The organism is Desulfosediminicola sp., assembly GCF_048381775.1.
Classification (GTDB): Bacteria; Desulfobacterota; Desulfobulbia; order Desulfobulbales; family Desulfocapsaceae; genus Desulfopila; species Desulfopila ganghwensis.
Map to the genome: position 1 here is coordinate 422879 of NZ_JBLXGE010000003.1, position 14851 is coordinate 437729.

At 47.3% G+C, this 14851-nt stretch carries 16 protein-coding genes and 1 pseudogene; 3 read left to right on the forward strand and 14 right to left on the reverse strand.

The features are described 5' to 3' along the window. Positions 1-2 precede the first annotated feature (2 nt). Both trpE and rpsT read right to left on the reverse strand, forming a co-directional pair. A complete protein-coding gene (trpE, locus tag ACN5NT_RS07315; RefSeq protein ID WP_167495870.1) occupies positions 3-1460 on the reverse strand; it encodes an anthranilate synthase component I in 1458 nt (485 codons plus the stop codon). A gap of 247 nt (positions 1461-1707) precedes the next feature. Further along, positions 1708-1980 (reverse strand): 30S ribosomal protein S20, encoded by a 273-nt coding sequence (gene rpsT / locus ACN5NT_RS07320; protein ID WP_136799217.1) that lies wholly within the window; start codon positions 1978-1980, stop codon positions 1708-1710. A 318-nt stretch (positions 1981-2298) separates the two neighbouring features. Here rpsT and ACN5NT_RS07325 point away from each other — a divergent pair, with 318 nt between their 5' ends. Then, positions 2299-3399, forward strand: a complete 1101-nt coding sequence (locus ACN5NT_RS07325; RefSeq protein WP_136799216.1) for a cyclic nucleotide-binding domain-containing protein — start codon at positions 2299-2301, stop codon at positions 3397-3399. 34 nt (positions 3400-3433) lie between these two features. Here ACN5NT_RS07325 and ACN5NT_RS07330 read toward each other — a convergent pair whose 3' ends face one another. From ACN5NT_RS07330 to ACN5NT_RS07350, 5 genes and pseudogenes are all read right to left on the reverse strand, one after another. After that, positions 3434-5689, reverse strand: coding sequence for a peptidase U32 family protein (locus tag ACN5NT_RS07330; protein ID WP_136799215.1), 2256 nt, complete (start codon positions 5687-5689; stop codon positions 3434-3436). A 25-nt stretch (positions 5690-5714) separates the two neighbouring features. Further along, entirely contained in the window at positions 5715-6260 is a 546-nt protein-coding gene (gene pyrR / locus ACN5NT_RS07335; RefSeq protein WP_267313994.1) for a bifunctional pyr operon transcriptional regulator/uracil phosphoribosyltransferase PyrR, read from the reverse strand. Further along, positions 6257-6838 carry a formyltransferase family protein gene (locus tag ACN5NT_RS07340; protein WP_136799214.1) on the reverse strand — a complete coding sequence of 194 codons (582 nt, stop codon included), beginning with the start codon at positions 6836-6838 and terminating at the stop codon, positions 6257-6259. The genes pyrR and ACN5NT_RS07340 overlap by 4 nt, the downstream gene beginning before the upstream one ends. A 48-nt stretch (positions 6839-6886) precedes the next feature. Next, a pseudogene (locus tag ACN5NT_RS07345) lies at positions 6887-7462 on the reverse strand (IMP cyclohydrolase); the annotation flags it as partial. A gap of 12 nt (positions 7463-7474) precedes the next feature. Then, a complete protein-coding gene (locus ACN5NT_RS07350) occupies positions 7475-7876 on the reverse strand; it encodes an RNA-binding S4 domain-containing protein (protein WP_136799212.1) in 402 nt (133 codons plus the stop codon). A gap of 309 nt (positions 7877-8185) precedes the next feature. Between ACN5NT_RS07350 and folE2 the strand changes: the two genes are divergently transcribed. Continuing rightward, the gene (folE2, locus tag ACN5NT_RS07355; protein WP_136799211.1) at positions 8186-8923 is read left to right on the forward strand and encodes a GTP cyclohydrolase FolE2; all 738 of its coding nucleotides are present in this window, start codon (positions 8186-8188) and stop codon (positions 8921-8923) included. Between the two features lie 71 nt (positions 8924-8994). Here folE2 and ACN5NT_RS07360 read toward each other — a convergent pair whose 3' ends face one another. The 5 genes from ACN5NT_RS07360 to ACN5NT_RS07380 all read right to left on the reverse strand — a co-directional run bounded on the left by ACN5NT_RS07360 (position 8995) and on the right by ACN5NT_RS07380 (position 12375). Beyond that, positions 8995-9414, reverse strand: a complete 420-nt coding sequence (locus tag ACN5NT_RS07360; RefSeq protein WP_136799210.1) for a hypothetical protein — start codon at positions 9412-9414, stop codon at positions 8995-8997. A gap of 166 nt (positions 9415-9580) precedes the next feature. Next, a complete protein-coding gene (locus ACN5NT_RS07365) occupies positions 9581-9781 on the reverse strand; it encodes a DUF2905 domain-containing protein (protein ID WP_217907594.1) in 201 nt (66 codons plus the stop codon). A gap of 327 nt (positions 9782-10108) precedes the next feature. Then, positions 10109-11308 carry a PLP-dependent aminotransferase family protein gene (locus ACN5NT_RS07370; protein WP_136799208.1) on the reverse strand — a complete coding sequence of 400 codons (1200 nt, stop codon included), beginning with the start codon at positions 11306-11308 and terminating at the stop codon, positions 10109-10111. Between the two features lie 246 nt (positions 11309-11554). Then, positions 11555-12112 carry a cob(I)yrinic acid a,c-diamide adenosyltransferase gene (locus ACN5NT_RS07375; RefSeq protein ID WP_136799207.1) on the reverse strand — a complete coding sequence of 186 codons (558 nt, stop codon included), beginning with the start codon at positions 12110-12112 and terminating at the stop codon, positions 11555-11557. Between the two features lie 47 nt (positions 12113-12159). Further along, on the reverse strand, positions 12160-12375 hold the full coding sequence (locus ACN5NT_RS07380) for a hypothetical protein (protein ID WP_136799206.1): 216 nt from the start codon (positions 12373-12375) through the stop codon (positions 12160-12162). Positions 12376-12599: 224 nt separating this feature from the next. Between ACN5NT_RS07380 and ACN5NT_RS07385 the strand changes: the two genes are divergently transcribed. Beyond that, positions 12600-13310, forward strand: coding sequence for an SIMPL domain-containing protein (locus ACN5NT_RS07385; protein WP_136799205.1), 711 nt, complete (start codon positions 12600-12602; stop codon positions 13308-13310). 92 nt (positions 13311-13402) lie between these two features. Here ACN5NT_RS07385 and ACN5NT_RS07390 read toward each other — a convergent pair whose 3' ends face one another. Continuing rightward, the gene (locus ACN5NT_RS07390) at positions 13403-14350 is read right to left on the reverse strand and encodes a 2-hydroxyacid dehydrogenase (RefSeq protein ID WP_136799204.1); all 948 of its coding nucleotides are present in this window, start codon (positions 14348-14350) and stop codon (positions 13403-13405) included. 76 nt (positions 14351-14426) lie between these two features. Next, positions 14427-14849: a gamma-glutamylcyclotransferase family protein gene (locus ACN5NT_RS07395; RefSeq protein ID WP_419174986.1), complete on the reverse strand. Its 423-nt coding sequence runs from the start codon at positions 14847-14849 to the stop codon at positions 14427-14429. Positions 14850-14851 lie beyond the last annotated feature (2 nt).

The following is a 14851-nucleotide window of genomic DNA, read 5'->3' on the forward strand; positions in this document are numbered from 1 at the left end:
ATCTAGAATCCTTTCTCAGCAAGCTCGAGTGCCCGGCGTAATCCCATTGATTTATTGATAGTTTCTTCATACTCTTTATCAGGATCGGAATCGGCAACGATCCCGGCACCCGCCTGGACCCAGAGATTCTCACCGCTCATCACAAATGTCCTGATAGTAATACAGAAGTCCATATTGCCCGAAAAACCGAAATACCCCACCGCACCGGCATAAGGTCCGCGTCTTTCAGGCTCCAGCTCGTCAATAATCTCCATTGCCCTGATTTTGGGAGCGCCGCTTACTGTCCCGGCAGGAAAGCAGGCGGACATGACATCGAATTGATCTTTGTCCTGAGCGATAATGCCATGCACACCCGAAACGATGTGCATTACGTGGCTATATCTCTCGATTACCAGCAAATCACGCACCTCGACCTGACCGCCCTCGGCTACACGACCGACATCGTTTCTGCCCAGATCTACAAGCATAAGATGCTCGGCACGTTCCTTCGGATCAGCGAGCAGCTCTTTTGCCAGGGCGAGATCTTCCGCCTCTGTCACACCACGTCTACGTGTACCGGCAATCGGTCGAAGTTCGATGTGGTTGCCATCTTTTCGTACCAGAATCTCGGGTGATGAACCTATCTGGATCAAATCTCCGAGTTTCAAAAAGAAGAGATATGGGCTGGGATTGATTTGTCTGAGAGCCCTGTAAAGTAACATTGGCGGCAACGCAGTGGTGGTATGAAACCGCTGAGACAACACCACTTGGATAATATCGCCCGCCCTGATGTACTCTTTAGCCCGCTCAACCATCTGCTGAAAATCAGCTTGACTCATATTTGAGGTAAAGCTGTGCGATGTGGCAAACTCTTTATCAGACTGTTGCAGATAGTTTTCAGGAACAGGCCCCCGCAAGCGATCAACTACAGCATCAATGGCCGATCTGGCATCCCGGTAAAGCTTTTGACTGTCACCCTGGTCATTCTTCACCCAACAGACTACAGTTACTTTCTGCTTGAGGCTGTCATAAACCAGCACGATTCTCGGGATCATGAAGGACGAATCCGGCAAATCAACAGGGCTATTCACATCTGGCAGTTCTTCCATGAACCGCACCATGTCATAGCCTAAGAAACCTACAGCCCCACCACAGAAGCGGGGCAGGTTTTCATACTCTGCAGCCTCTAGATCTTCGATGAGGTTACGTAGCGCGTCTAGAGGATTGCCGGTAATTACCTTTTTTTCAGGGGGCGTTACACTGAAATCTGTAATTTCAATGTTCTCGTCTTTTGAGACGAAAGTCGTCAGCGGATCAAAACCGATGAAAGAATACCTGCCCCACTTTTCACCACCTTCCATACTCTCAAATAGAAAGATACGTTCGTGGGCTTCGGAAACTTTGGCAAACAGGGTGAGAGGAGTATCGAGGTCCGCAACGATCTCGGTATAGACCGGCACAAGCTGAGAAGACTCCAGCATTGTGGAAAATCTCTTTACGTCAGGAAAATATTCTCTAGGTTGCATGGAAATGCTATGTGATAGGAAACTTCACAGAAATGGAAAAAATACTAACTCGTGAAGATCATAACATACCAGTTATTAATCGAATTTGTCCAGCTTCTTAACAATGTAAACGAAAAAAGCCGTAGAATCTTATGATCCTACGGCTTTACAATTTCACACCAACCTGCCGGACTAAGCCGGTAATAGAGAGCTACAGGCGGAATTACGCAAGCGGCTCCATCTTGTTGACGCGCTTGGTAAGACGGGAAATTTTACGGGATGCAGTCTTCTTATGAATGGTACCCCTGGAAGCAGTCTTGGCAATTACGGAGACAGCGTCCTGAAGTGCTGACTTTGCATCTTCTTCAGCACCGGCGACGATTGCCTCGTTCACTTTGCGAACCTGGGTCTTCATCCGGGTCTTGTTCACTTTATTGCGCAGACGACGCACCTGAGCCTGACGATTTCTCTTTTCAGCTGATTTATGATTAGCCACGAATTAATTCCTCCTGTTATTGACTCTCATATATTCCGACCGGTTTTATCCGGTTTAGTCTGATATGAGCAGACAGAGCCACTTTCCGTGGTCACCTGTCCACCATGATCTATTTTCACAAAGAGAGAGTTTATAATATGGTTTCCTGTTTTAGTCAACAAGTAACAAAAAATAATACCATGTTATCCACGATTCTGTCCAAATGATATTTGACACTCCCTCTTCTATAAGATACTCTGTGATTCGGCCTAAAACTGGCTAAGTTACTCAATCAATTTAGACACATATCAATTTGCAAGAGCGTTAAGAATTAAGAAAATGGGATTTCCGAAAGTCATTTTTCGTATTGTTGAAAACCGAAGCTGCCCTCTTTACGAGTATGGTGATGCATTTAAGCTTACCGGAATCTCGATCCCGTTGAACAAGAATTCGGACAACACTCTAGTTACCACCGCTATTGTCAACTTTCCAAAAGATAAGAACATCTGCAAAATTTTGAATGGTGATTTATCAAAATTAATCATTCAGTATGAGCGAGGCGATAAAGTTCCTATCTGTCTGCTTAGTTGCAGCGGCTGCACAGGTTCCGTAAAAGTTGAACACTCCATTGAAGATGCCGCCCCCATAAACGGTGGTGACCAGCAACTCTCCAATGAGGTTGGCTCATTATTGCACGTCCTCAGTGATTTTGAATTTTTCAGATATATCGATGAGTCCAATCACGAAGTGGTCGTCAGCTTTTTCAAATTGATCAAGTTCTGCAAAAACGATTTCGTGATCAGAAAGGGTGACCCCGGAGGCAATTTCTATATCATTGTCTCAGGATCGGTAAACGTCTTGAATGACTCAGGCATCATCATCTCCAAACTCGGCAAGGGGGATGTTTTTGGCGAGATGAGTCTCATCTGCAACGAGTTGGTCAGTGCAAGCATTCAGGTCACCGAAGACACGTCTATCCTCCATATCGATCATCACAATTTCAGAAAAATCATCGATCGCTTTCCGGCCATACAGCTCTTTTTCTCCAAGCTCATGGCTGAACGACTGAAGGCTTCCAATTCGATACGAGCAAAAGATCTTTCGTCCGGAATTATCGGCAACTTAACTGAAATTCCACCCGAGGCGCTCTTCCAGACCCTGAACGTCAATAATAAAACAGGCATTCTCACCATATCGGAACTTACCGATGGCTCTGCCTACTTCTCTTTCAGGCAGGGCTCTCTCATCAAAGCCAAATACGGTAAATTCGTGGGGGATGTGGCCTTCTATCAGGTACTGAAAGAGAGCACCGGCAGGTTTCGTTTCACCCCGGGAATTCCGCCTGAGGATTTCGAAGTACCCGAAATCGGTTTTTTCATGAAACTGCTTATGGAAGGGATGCGAATGCTTGACGAAAGTAAGCTGAAGCGGGCCAACTAGAGTTCACCCGCTTCAGGACCTGCCAAAACATGTACTACTCAAGGGTACCCATGTAGTTAAAGGTCGGCAGCTTCGGTTTCCTGGCGTTGCCGCTCATCCTCTCCGCAAGATCCTGAAGATCTTTCTTGCCGGAAAGGCCGCCTGTCAGATCCACAACCGCAAAGTCAATCCCCATTGACTTCAGATCATACAGATAGGGCAGCAAAGAAAACGGTCTGGCTGGTCTGGTCTGGGTAAAACCATCCTTTTTGCTGATTACAAACCCTTCCTGCTTGGGACTGATAACAGGCTTGTTGTACTGGAAAAACGATGCAGCGAGTCTGGCTGTAAACAATGGCGGAGCACCATAGACAGTCATGCCAAGTCGCATTGTTCGTCTGCCACCAGTCTTTCTCGAAGCGGGAACACCCATTTGCTTATAACCCTGCACGGCGTTCTGAATGCTTTCACGGTCTGCCTCCATCGCCAACTGCACAGACTCAAAACCAGCTTCCGCCGCAAACAACAATGCCTGGTTGTTGAGCAGGTTCAAACTGTGATCGGCAGTAAGGAAAACTTTTTCACCGTCAAAAAGATCTATCTGGCTGACATGGCTGACCTGAAAACAACGGAACCCGGAACGAATAAGCATCGAGATATGCTTTTTCATTCTGCTGAGTTCCCTGTCAAGCATAATGGGCGGCAATGCCCAGGTCACACTTTTGGACTGTTTACCGAGCAAACGTTTAAGCTGGCCTGCATCGCGAACGCTGTTTTTATCCAGGGTTATAATATACTTATCCGGCCGCAAGACCATGCTGGCAAGAATCGGCTTGGCCGAGTCGAGCTTAAGCCACCAATCCATGGGAAGCTTAACCTTAACAGTCTCACCATGATTCTGCCGCTTCCCCTTTTGCTGCTGTTTCTTCCTCGGTGGCTGCTTCAGGGGTTCTTTACTGGCAAATGCAGGGTCGTGCGCGGTATCGTAAACTCTCTCCTTGACCGAAATCAGGTGGGGTAAGAGTTTTTTTCGTGCCCTGCCAATTTCGTGAGCAGCATCAGCTACCGCAAGCTTTGTCCCGTAGCCACCACCTTTGCCGACATCAACCTTATAAAGGTCGATATGTTTCCAGCTCTTATCAAAAGCTTTCTCCGGGAGAAGCAGATCAGCATTTTCACCGGCGGCAACATAATCAACCTCTGCCCCGCGAAGAAACAACTTTCTCAGACTGAAAGCCAAGCGCTCGCCTGAAGGCTCAAGATGCAGGCGCACCCTGTCTCCGACGGCCAGCCCCTCTTTCAATTCAACCCGAAGCATCCCCTGTCTGGCAGCGCCCCTGGCGCGACCCAGGTGAAGCCCCATATTACCGGAGTGGTGCGGGGTAATCGCCTCTGCAGGCTGAGGTGTGAAAAAGTAGCCGGAACTCACTTTGCGGCTCATCGCCTGATCTACCAGAATTTTGGCCTCACCCAAAGCTTCTTTGTACGAGCTTTCCGGTGCATCCATCACCTTGCGGTAAGCACGTACCACCTTTTCCACATACAGAGCGGAACGCAGGCGACCCTCGATTTTCACAGAGGCAACACCCAATTCCCGGAGATCTTTTACAACCTCAAGTCCGTCGAGATCATTCATCGAAAAGAGATAACTCCCCTTTCCCCGATGACTATCCGGTCGGCTACCGCCTCTCGCCCCGGAACGCTGGCCGGAGTTAGTTCCGTAGGAACGCCGGCAGGGCTGTACACATCTGCCACGCAGCCCGCTTTTGCCCCCCAGATATGAGGAAAACAAGCAGTACCCGGAATAGGAAAAACACATGGCACCATGCACAAAAACCTCAAGCTCCACATCGGTGCGCCTGGCTATGGCTTCTATTTCGGCCAGGGTCAACTCTCGTGCCAGCACCACCCTGCTACAGCCCATACGGGCCAGTAACTCAACACTCTGCAGGTTATGTGCTGCCATCAGAGTGGAAGCATGAATCTGTAATTCGGGGAAATAACGACGAACGAGATTAATAATACCCAGATCCTGGACAATCAGCCCATCAGGGGCCAGATACTCGAGAACTCCAAGAGTTTCAATAACCTCAGTGAGTTCTTTCTCAAGAATCATACTGTTTGCGGCCACGTAGATTTTCTTGTCGTGGCGGCGACAGTGGGCAATCATTGCACCTATCTCTTCCAGGCTGAGATCCCGGGCGAGATTTCTGGCATTGATACCAGGTGCACCGACATAAACTGCATCCGCCCCGGCTTCCAGGGCGGCATAAAAATTCTCTACATTCCCGGCAGGGGCCAGTAATTCCATACTACTCTACAACTCTTAAGCTAAATTAACTTTCAACTACGACCGCATTACTATCGGAATTTTCTTCAAGCAAAACCTGAATTCGTTCCTTTGGTAAAATTGTGGTCTGCATACCGACAAAATCAGGCTGAATGGGCAACTCCCTGCCACCGCGATCGACCAGAGCGGCCAGCTGTATGCAGGTTGGTCTTCCATAATCCATCACGGCATCCATCGCAGCGCGAATTGTTCTGCCAGTGAAGATAACATCATCAACCAGAATAAGATGTGAATTGTCCACATCAAATGGTATGTCGGTGGTTCGTACTACAGGGTTTTGCGACATCAAACTCCAGTCATCCCGGTACAGGTTTATATCGAGACTACCGTAGTGCACTTCTGCAATATCCTCACCCACCAGCTCCTTGAGTGTGGCAAATAGCCGCTGCGCCAGAAAAACGCCGCAGGTATGAATTCCGACTATTGCCAGGCTACTAGCCGCCTGGTTTCGCTCTAAAATCTGCAGGGCGATCCTCTTGATTGCAAGATCTATATCCTGCGAGTTCATTATGGTACGTTGTACTTTACTCACGCTTTCACCCGTTTCCAGAAAAATTCCACCCCTCGCTCAGCCACCCGGTTAATCGCCTCGGGAAAAGCCTCACATTCCAAGGCAAACACCTTGGAAGCAATTGTGTCTGCATCGTCATCATAGTCGAGGTCAACGGTCTTCTGGAGAATGATCGGCCCTTCATCATACTTGTCATCGGCGAAATGCACAGTGCAACCACTCACTGTACAGCCCCGATCCCTTACGGCCTGGTGCACGTGATGACCATAAAACCCATCACCACAAAAGGAAGGAATCAGTGATGGATGAATATTAATCACATTTTTAGCAAGATGCTCAGGCGGGGAATACAGCTTCAGGTAACCAGCAAGGCAGATAATATCCACAGAATAATCCTGTAGTATATCATTGATCGCTGCATTGTCCGTGGCGTGGAAAGCCGGATACCCATAGTTCCGTGCCTTTTCAAGCCCCAGGGCACCATCAACATTTGAGATAACCACCTGAATATCACCCTTCAGGGTACCAGCCTGAATACGCTCATGAAAGTTATCCAGAGTTCTGCCACTGCCAGATAACAGGACCGCCATTTTTAACATAATTTACTCTCCGGCAAAATATTCGTTGGAATCCACATCAACCTTTTCCAGCCAGGCTGAAATCACAGTGTCATATTTCGCTGTAAGGGCAAATACCTTGCGAGCAAGCTTAAAGCGGGTTTTGAGTGTTGTATTGCCGGTTTCCCTGATCTCTTTGATTACCTGTGGGTAATCGGCAGGATCAACGATGACGGTTACATCGTGAAAATTCTTTGCTGAAGAACGCAGCATGGTCGGTCCACCGATATCGATGTTCTCGATAGCGTCGGCCAGAGAGCAATCGGGGTCCGCTACAGTTTTTTCAAAAGCATAGAGGTTCACCGCAATCAAGTCGATATTCTGAATGTTGTGCTGGGCACACTGACTCCGATGACTCTCGTTCGCCCTCTGGTTAAGTATACCGCCATGAACTTTGGGGTGCAGGGTTTTCACCCGGCCATCGAGCATTTCCGGAAAACCGGTAAATTCCGAAACATCCTTGACCGTTATACCAGCCTCACGGATCTTTTTGGCGGTACCACCGGTTGAAAGTATCTCAACGCCCAGATCAGCGAGTTCCTGGGCAAACCCCTCAATACCTGATTTGTCGGTCAAGCTGATCAGCGCGCGCTCAATTTTAGCCATTCTCTCCTCCAATCAATCTTTACGAATAAATGCTTTTATTTTTCTTCGATCACGCTTATCGGGCTTGGCAGTAGGATGCACATGACCTGCATTCATCATTCGCCGCATATCCCTTTGATTTTCACGCTCCCGAATACTTTCTTCCGTCTCTTCATACAACAGTCTCGCCTCACTGGCCGGTCTTCTCATACTGGCTACGGCGAGTACTTCTATGTGAAATTCATCTTGGCCTTTACTTATTACCAGCTTATCTCCCTCCTGCACATTTCTGGCCGCCTTCACTCTGGTATTGTTCAAATGTACCTTACCGCCATTGACAGCCTTAGCCGCTAAAGACCGCGTCTTGAAAAAACGTGCAGCCCATAGCCATTTGTCTATACGTACATGAGGAACCTGACCTGATGAAGTTTCCATACTCTGACCTGATCAATTTCTTTGGCCCGAATTGTGCCTGGAAGGTAACAACTAAATTTTCTGAATTGGACTGTACAGGTTACACCGATTTCACCTGAAACGCTTGAAAAATTGTTGCGATAGATTTTCTCACCGAAAAGAGTATTGTCTGCCATTCGAAAAAAGGGTAAGTAAGTTTCTTACAGGAATCACCGTTACCTGTCCGTTTTGCTCGGATCAGACACGCCTCATTTCCCGATTCAATTACATCAGGAATTAAGGGCATGTCTTTCCGGCTTTAAATTTTATAACCTAAGGTACGAGAGGGTTATGCACATCCAAGCTGTCGGCATAAATAATATTCATACTCCCGTTAAAGTGCTCCAGAAAGGTGGTGGCCTGCAACATACTATCGCCACTATCAGCATGCAGGCCAAGCTACCCAGCTCAAAACGGGAGAGCTGTGTCGAGACGTTCACGAGCATCCTCAACCAGTCCCTTGATGAACTGAGCTGGGAAAGCTTCGGAGAGATCCTGCGGGAAGTCCAGAGCGCCCTGGGTTCACAAAGCGCCCGACTGGAAATGACTTTCCCTTATTTTATCGAGAAAAAAGCACCCGTCACCGAGACTCGCAGCCTCATGGAGTACAGCTGCACTTTTTCTGGCGGAATAGGTGAAGCTGAAGGGCTGACCCTGAGTGTCGCCGTACCTGTTACCACGTTATGTCCGTGTTCCAAGGAAATCAGCCAGCACGGAGCACACAACCAGCGGGCCGAGGTTAAACTCAATGTGGAGATGAAGAAGTTCGTCTGGATAGAAGACCTGATTAGCCTCGTTGAACAATCAGCTTCCTGTGAACTCTATGCTCTCTTAAAAAGACCGGACGAAAAGTATGTAACGGAAAGAGCTTTCAACAATCCGATGTTCGTTGAAGACGTAGTTCGCAAGGTGGCTGAATCTGCAATGGCCCACCCTGAAATAGATCGGTTTTCCGCCAGTGTTGAGAGTTTTGAGTCCATCCATAAGCATAGTGCCTACGCCTATGTGGATAGTGACGAAATCCGCTAGCTCCTGAAAATGGTTCGGAATAACTGCTGTTAAACTCTGAATTGCTGAGATTGCCTGCCTACCTTGTTCAATTACGAGTAGACAATCTCAGTCCCGACTTTTTTGCTGCAACTATCGATAAAACTGCTAAGGGACTCAGCCTGGTACGCCGTGAGACCAACAAACTCAAAAAAACAATTGGGCGGCACAGGCAAAGCTTTACGTTTTTCCCGGTCTGAAACGAGGCGCTCCACCCGCCGACACTCAAGCCCCTGTATAGCGGTACCATTGTTACAATTGAGCAGTTCAACATCATCCAGCCTGATAACCCTGTCCGTCATCCCCACCAGGCTTCTGCAGGCGATGCCTCCGGAACTGATATCGATTATCTCAGCCAGGTTCTCCGCGCTACAAAGCAAGGCATCATGCAGCACCTTGAAGCGTCTGTACTTCCGTCGTTCCATGGGCTGAATCTTGGCTTTTTTCGCTTTCACCTTTGTGTGTGTAGTCATCTCCCAGCCTCTGTATTATGGAAAACAGCAAGACCAAAACCTAACACACGTTAAGAGTAATACGTTTCGTTGAATTACACAATAGCGGGTTTATATGAGTGGAGTGGCAGTACAGACTCTTCAGAGGAAAGCGAGAAATTACAGTATATTAAACAAGCAAAACACATTATTTGCGGAACCACCAGAGGATCAGGGAGATAACAACACTTATGACGATACAGGTTGTTATCGGCATAAAGAAACGAAAATTGTCGCGATTGACGACAATATCGCCAGGGAGACGTCCAAAAGGAATCTTCTGAAGCCATGGCCAGAGAAGACCGATTATTATGACGATAACGCCTATTGTGATGAGGTTCTTATTCACAGTGTCCACTTGCGAAGAGTACAATCCATCTACCAGTTATACCTCACGCCATTATCCCGGTTGATCAGTAAAAATCAACAAAGACTACCTGCTGTATTAAATCATATGGGGGATTCGACAGACACGCGAAATATTCAGGTCATATTTCAGAACACGTCATAATCGTCATTTCAGCAGCATGCAACCGGCCAAACGGATCCTATCAACCCGAACAAAGGCCTACCAAACCAGTAATATGCTGCAATCTCAATAGCACTATAGTTGTCACAGATAAAACAAACCGGATACTATCAATAAATCAAAGGAGAATGTACCCGGTGCATATCGTTACGCGGCACAGGCAATACTATCGCGATACTGCTCAAAAGCCCTGGCAAGCCTCTGCATACCTTCTTTAATGGATACAGGTTCTGTACAGGAAAAATTCAGTCGGAATGTAGACTTCCCTTTCCCGGAGGTATAAAATGCCGCCCCAGGCACAAAAACCACTTTTTCTTTTACCGCGAACTCAAAGAGTTCCATTGCGTCATAACCTGCTGGCAGTTGCCCCCACAGAAACATTCCACCCTCAGGTTCCCAAAGCTTAACTTCCCCCGGCAAACATTCATGTGCCGCAGCCACCATCGCCTTACACTGCTGGCCATAGGCTTTGATGATTATTTCAAGATGGGAATCGAGATCGTTATCTTGCAAATATTTTGCCAGAATGTACTGATTGATACTTGCCGTATGTAAATCTGCAGCCTGCTTGGCAATAAGCAATTTTTCATACAGTGGTTCGGGTGCCACCAGCCAGCCAACCCTGAAACCCGGCGCTACTGTCTTGGAAAATGAACCCAGGAGCACAGTATGCTCAGGGCAATAGTGATAAAACGATTTCTGGGCCACTCCGCTAAAACGCAACTCCCCATAGGGGTCATCCTCTACCAGAACAATCCCCTTATCCTTTACAACTTCGGCCACTTTCTCCTTCGTTGCATTGGTATATGTGACCCCTGAAGGGTTTTGGAAATTGGGCACGGTGTAAAGCAATTTCGCCTTACTTTTACCTGCGGCCGTAACCAGGGCCTCAGTGTCGAGACCATCTTTACAGACCGGAACAGGCTCAAATCGAGGTTCATACATGGACAGAGACTGAATCGCTCCAAGATATCCGGGCTCTTCGATCAATACGGTATCACCCTCATCGATCATGACCTTGCCAACCAGGTCAAGAGCCTGCTGGGAGCCGGTTGTAATCAGGATTGAATCCACCGGGATTTCGATCCCTTTTTTCAGCCGGTACCTGTCTGCGATAATCTTCTTGAGCTCGGCAATCCCTTCTGAATTATTGTACTGAAGGGCATCTGCACCATATTCGGCAAATACTGCACTCGTCGCCGCCTCGATGCCACGTACCGGAAAGTATTTCCTATTAGGCAATCCACCGGCAAATGAAATAATTTCGGGATCAAGTGACACTTTTAAGATTTCCCGTATAAACGACCGAGGTACAGTAGCCATTCTTTGTGCAAACATCTCTTCCATTGTAATTTCCTTTCGGTGGGTACTACCAATTGTAAATGCGGCAGAGTACTTGAACTATGCCGGAAACGGCAAAGAGGAATGAAGTATATTCAGCAGAAAGACCAACGCAGGTGACAATGATATCACCTGTTCCACTTGCCCGGTTCCCTGAACCAGAGCCGGAATTATACTGTACCAAGACGAAAAAGTATACGAATATGAAACATTGAGAAGCTTTACTGCGATCACGAACCCTGAAACATACGGTTAATAATCAATACCGGGTTGTGGCTCAATGTCCTTACGATAGGCATGTTTTATCTCACGTACCTCGCTCACAGTATCAGCCCTTGCCACAATTTCCGGGTGAGCATCACGACCGGTCAGAATCAGGTGCAATTCAGGTGGTCGATTATCAAGAATTTCCAAAACTTGTTCAAGATCAACCAGTTTGAGGTCAAGGGCGTTGTTGATCTCATCAAGTATAATGACCTGATATTTCCCGGATCGTATTTTTTCATTAACAAGGAGCAATGCCTGCTGTGCATTTTCACGGTGCTCAGAGTGTGGATATGGATTGCCCTGTATGCCACAAAAGCCTTTACCGGTAGCATAGAGTTCAACCAGTCCGCCCAGGAGTTTAACACCATCCCACTCCCCGGAATAGATATCCCCTTTCATGAACTGGATAATAGAAACATGCAGTCCGTGTCCGGCGGAGCGCAACGCCATTCCCATGGCGCTGGTGGTTTTGCCTTTACCTTGCCCCGTAAGTACCACCAGCAGCCCTTGTTTTTTTTTGGGCACCAACTTGGTGATCTCCATACTCTTTTCCTCCCGGGCAGGGCAGCAGAGAAAACCTATCTTCCCCCTTACTGGCCGAATCCCTGAAATTTTTTCCTGAAATCTGATGATTCCTTCTCACCATCCAGCATCCTTTTCAGAATGTTAAATTCATTACTGGCAACACGTAGTTCACCACGCAGGTTATCCTGCTCAGCAAGGCCTGCTGTCTCCATTTTTTTCTCAATTTCGTTTACTTTCTGTTGCGCGCGGTAAAGATCACGGGCAATCGCTTTAATGGACATGTATTACTTTTCTCCTAGGAAAAATTGCTGAACTTCTATAGTTTCTTAACATATAGTAACATCATTCTGGCTAAACCGGCTAACTCAAGCCATCTCGGCAATGATGACCACACAGAATTGATTGTTTTCCTAACCTCGCATACCGCTCAATCCTCTAAAAGAGAAAGGTAATATTAAAATGAGCTGCATTCAAAGACAATCCTCCAAAACAGGAAACTGACAATATGAAACGTATACTCACATCATTTATTCTATCGACCCTCCTCCTGTATCCCGCGTTCGTCACCCAGGCCGCAGAAAATGACGCAAATCGGTCTATAACGGTTACCGGAAACAGCTCTGCAACTCTTCCCGCAGAAACGGCAACTATCCACGGGCAGGTAAAAGTAGTGAGTGATTCCACTGAGAATAGCTACTTGAAAGTAGTCGAGATTCTGGTCGAATTATCCACGAAAGTTCAGGAGCTTGGCCTGAAAAAAACAGATATCATCGCAGGGGCGATTGGCCAAAGGGAAGAATATGAATACAGTGCGAACATTCGCAAGCCTAAGGGATTCTCTGCCACAAGCAATATTTTGTTAAAAGTGAGTAACGTAAAGGATGCATATAAAATCCATAACGAACTCTCACATTTTCAGAATCTTACCATACTCACAACAGAATTTGGTCTGAAGGACCATGCCAAGGCTAAAGGGGACACTCTCGAGCAAGCCTTGGCCAACAGCAAAAGAAAGGCAGAGCTTATGGCAAACTCCATTGGCGCACAGCTTGGTCCTGCCCTTACCATAGAAGAGACAACTGCCAATCCATACCCAATGGGTCGGTCAGAAATGATGCTGCAGCACTCTCCGGCACCTTCCAGCCCGGTATCGATAACCACCACAGGATCAGTCACCATAGAAAGCAGTGTGCGAGTGAAATTCCAGCTTCAGTAGTTAGACTCAACACTATTGATAATCTCCTGCATACAGAGGGATTGCACAGCTAATTGCCAGGCAATCCCTCTGAAATGTTTACAGCAGGAAAATCAGCATGTCACCACACGAAGCTTGCCGCCCGCTTTCCAGCTTTCAATATTTTCAACTGTCTGATCCACAATCCGTTGCCGGGCCTCCTTGCTGGCCCAGGCTATATGGGGAGTGATAATCAGGTTTGGAAGTTCTGCTTCAAGCAGTGGATTCGAATTCTTAGGCGGCTCAACGCTCAACACATCCATGGCTGCACCGGCTATTTCTCTGTTCTTTAAAGCCTCCACCAGAGCAACTTCATCTACAATACCGCCACGGGCAGCATTGACCACCAAGGCAGTGGACTTCATGCTTGCAAATTCCTGTTCGCCTATCAGCCCGCGGGTAGCATCATTTAAAGGGCAATGCAGAGTAAGAATGTCGAGCTGAGGCAAAAGTTCTGAAAGTGAGGGCCGCGTGCTATCATCTGAACCAGGACGGGCAGCGACCACGACCTCCATCCCAAAGGCTTCCGCGATTTTAGCCACCCCCTTGCCGAGAGTACCGTAACCTACTATTCCGAGGGTCTTGCCACGTAGTTCCGTAATGGGGTAGTCGAGAAAACAAAACTGTCTGGCAGACTGCCATCTTCCCTGCCGCACGGCCTGTTGATATTGCAGCAGGTTTGTCTGCAGGGCAAGGATAGAGGCGAACACATGCTGTACAACTGAGTCAGTACCGTACGCCTGGCAATTACAAACGGTTATTCCCCGCTCGGCGGCGGCCTTCAGGTCAATCACATCCGTACCTGTTGCAACCAGGCAGATGAGCTTGATGTCAGGGTTAGCTGCCATCTCGTCATGGCCTATTCTGGCTTTGTTGGTGATTACTATCTCTGCACCCGACAATCTTTCATTTACTTCCTCGGGGGTGCTGAATAAATAAATTTCCAATTCATCGCATGCCGACTTCAACATTTCGAGATCACAATTATCTATCCCTTCAGCATCTAAAAACACTGATTTCATAACACTTCTCCAGTCTCAACTCCAATATTCAATGCAAATTACTGTAGAGCCCGTCAGCTGATGGCAGAACAGCATTTCATCTCTCCTCAATTACACGAAAACCAGCATATTGTTCAGTAAACAATCGCTTGCCCTTCTCAAGAAATTCACGGTAACTCCAAATTTCTTCAGAAAGCAGATGCTGGTAATGCGGTTTAACAATATATGCCATCACCTCTATCAGCTCGTCATCATTTTTTTGCTTCACTTGTATGGTCTGGCGTGTGTACATCTCTCCTTCAAAGATATCCAGTCGCTCCATGGCAACATGGTCTACCTCATCATAGACCACACCTTCGACCGTACCGGCATAATCTGCCACCATTCCAGGATAATGCTCATTTCGAACACAAAATCGCTGAAAACCATCAGCTGTCGCACTAAAAGAGGGAAATCGTCTTCCGGAAACTTCATCCATGATATCTTGTGACATCAATGAACCATAAGTAAATAATTTCATTG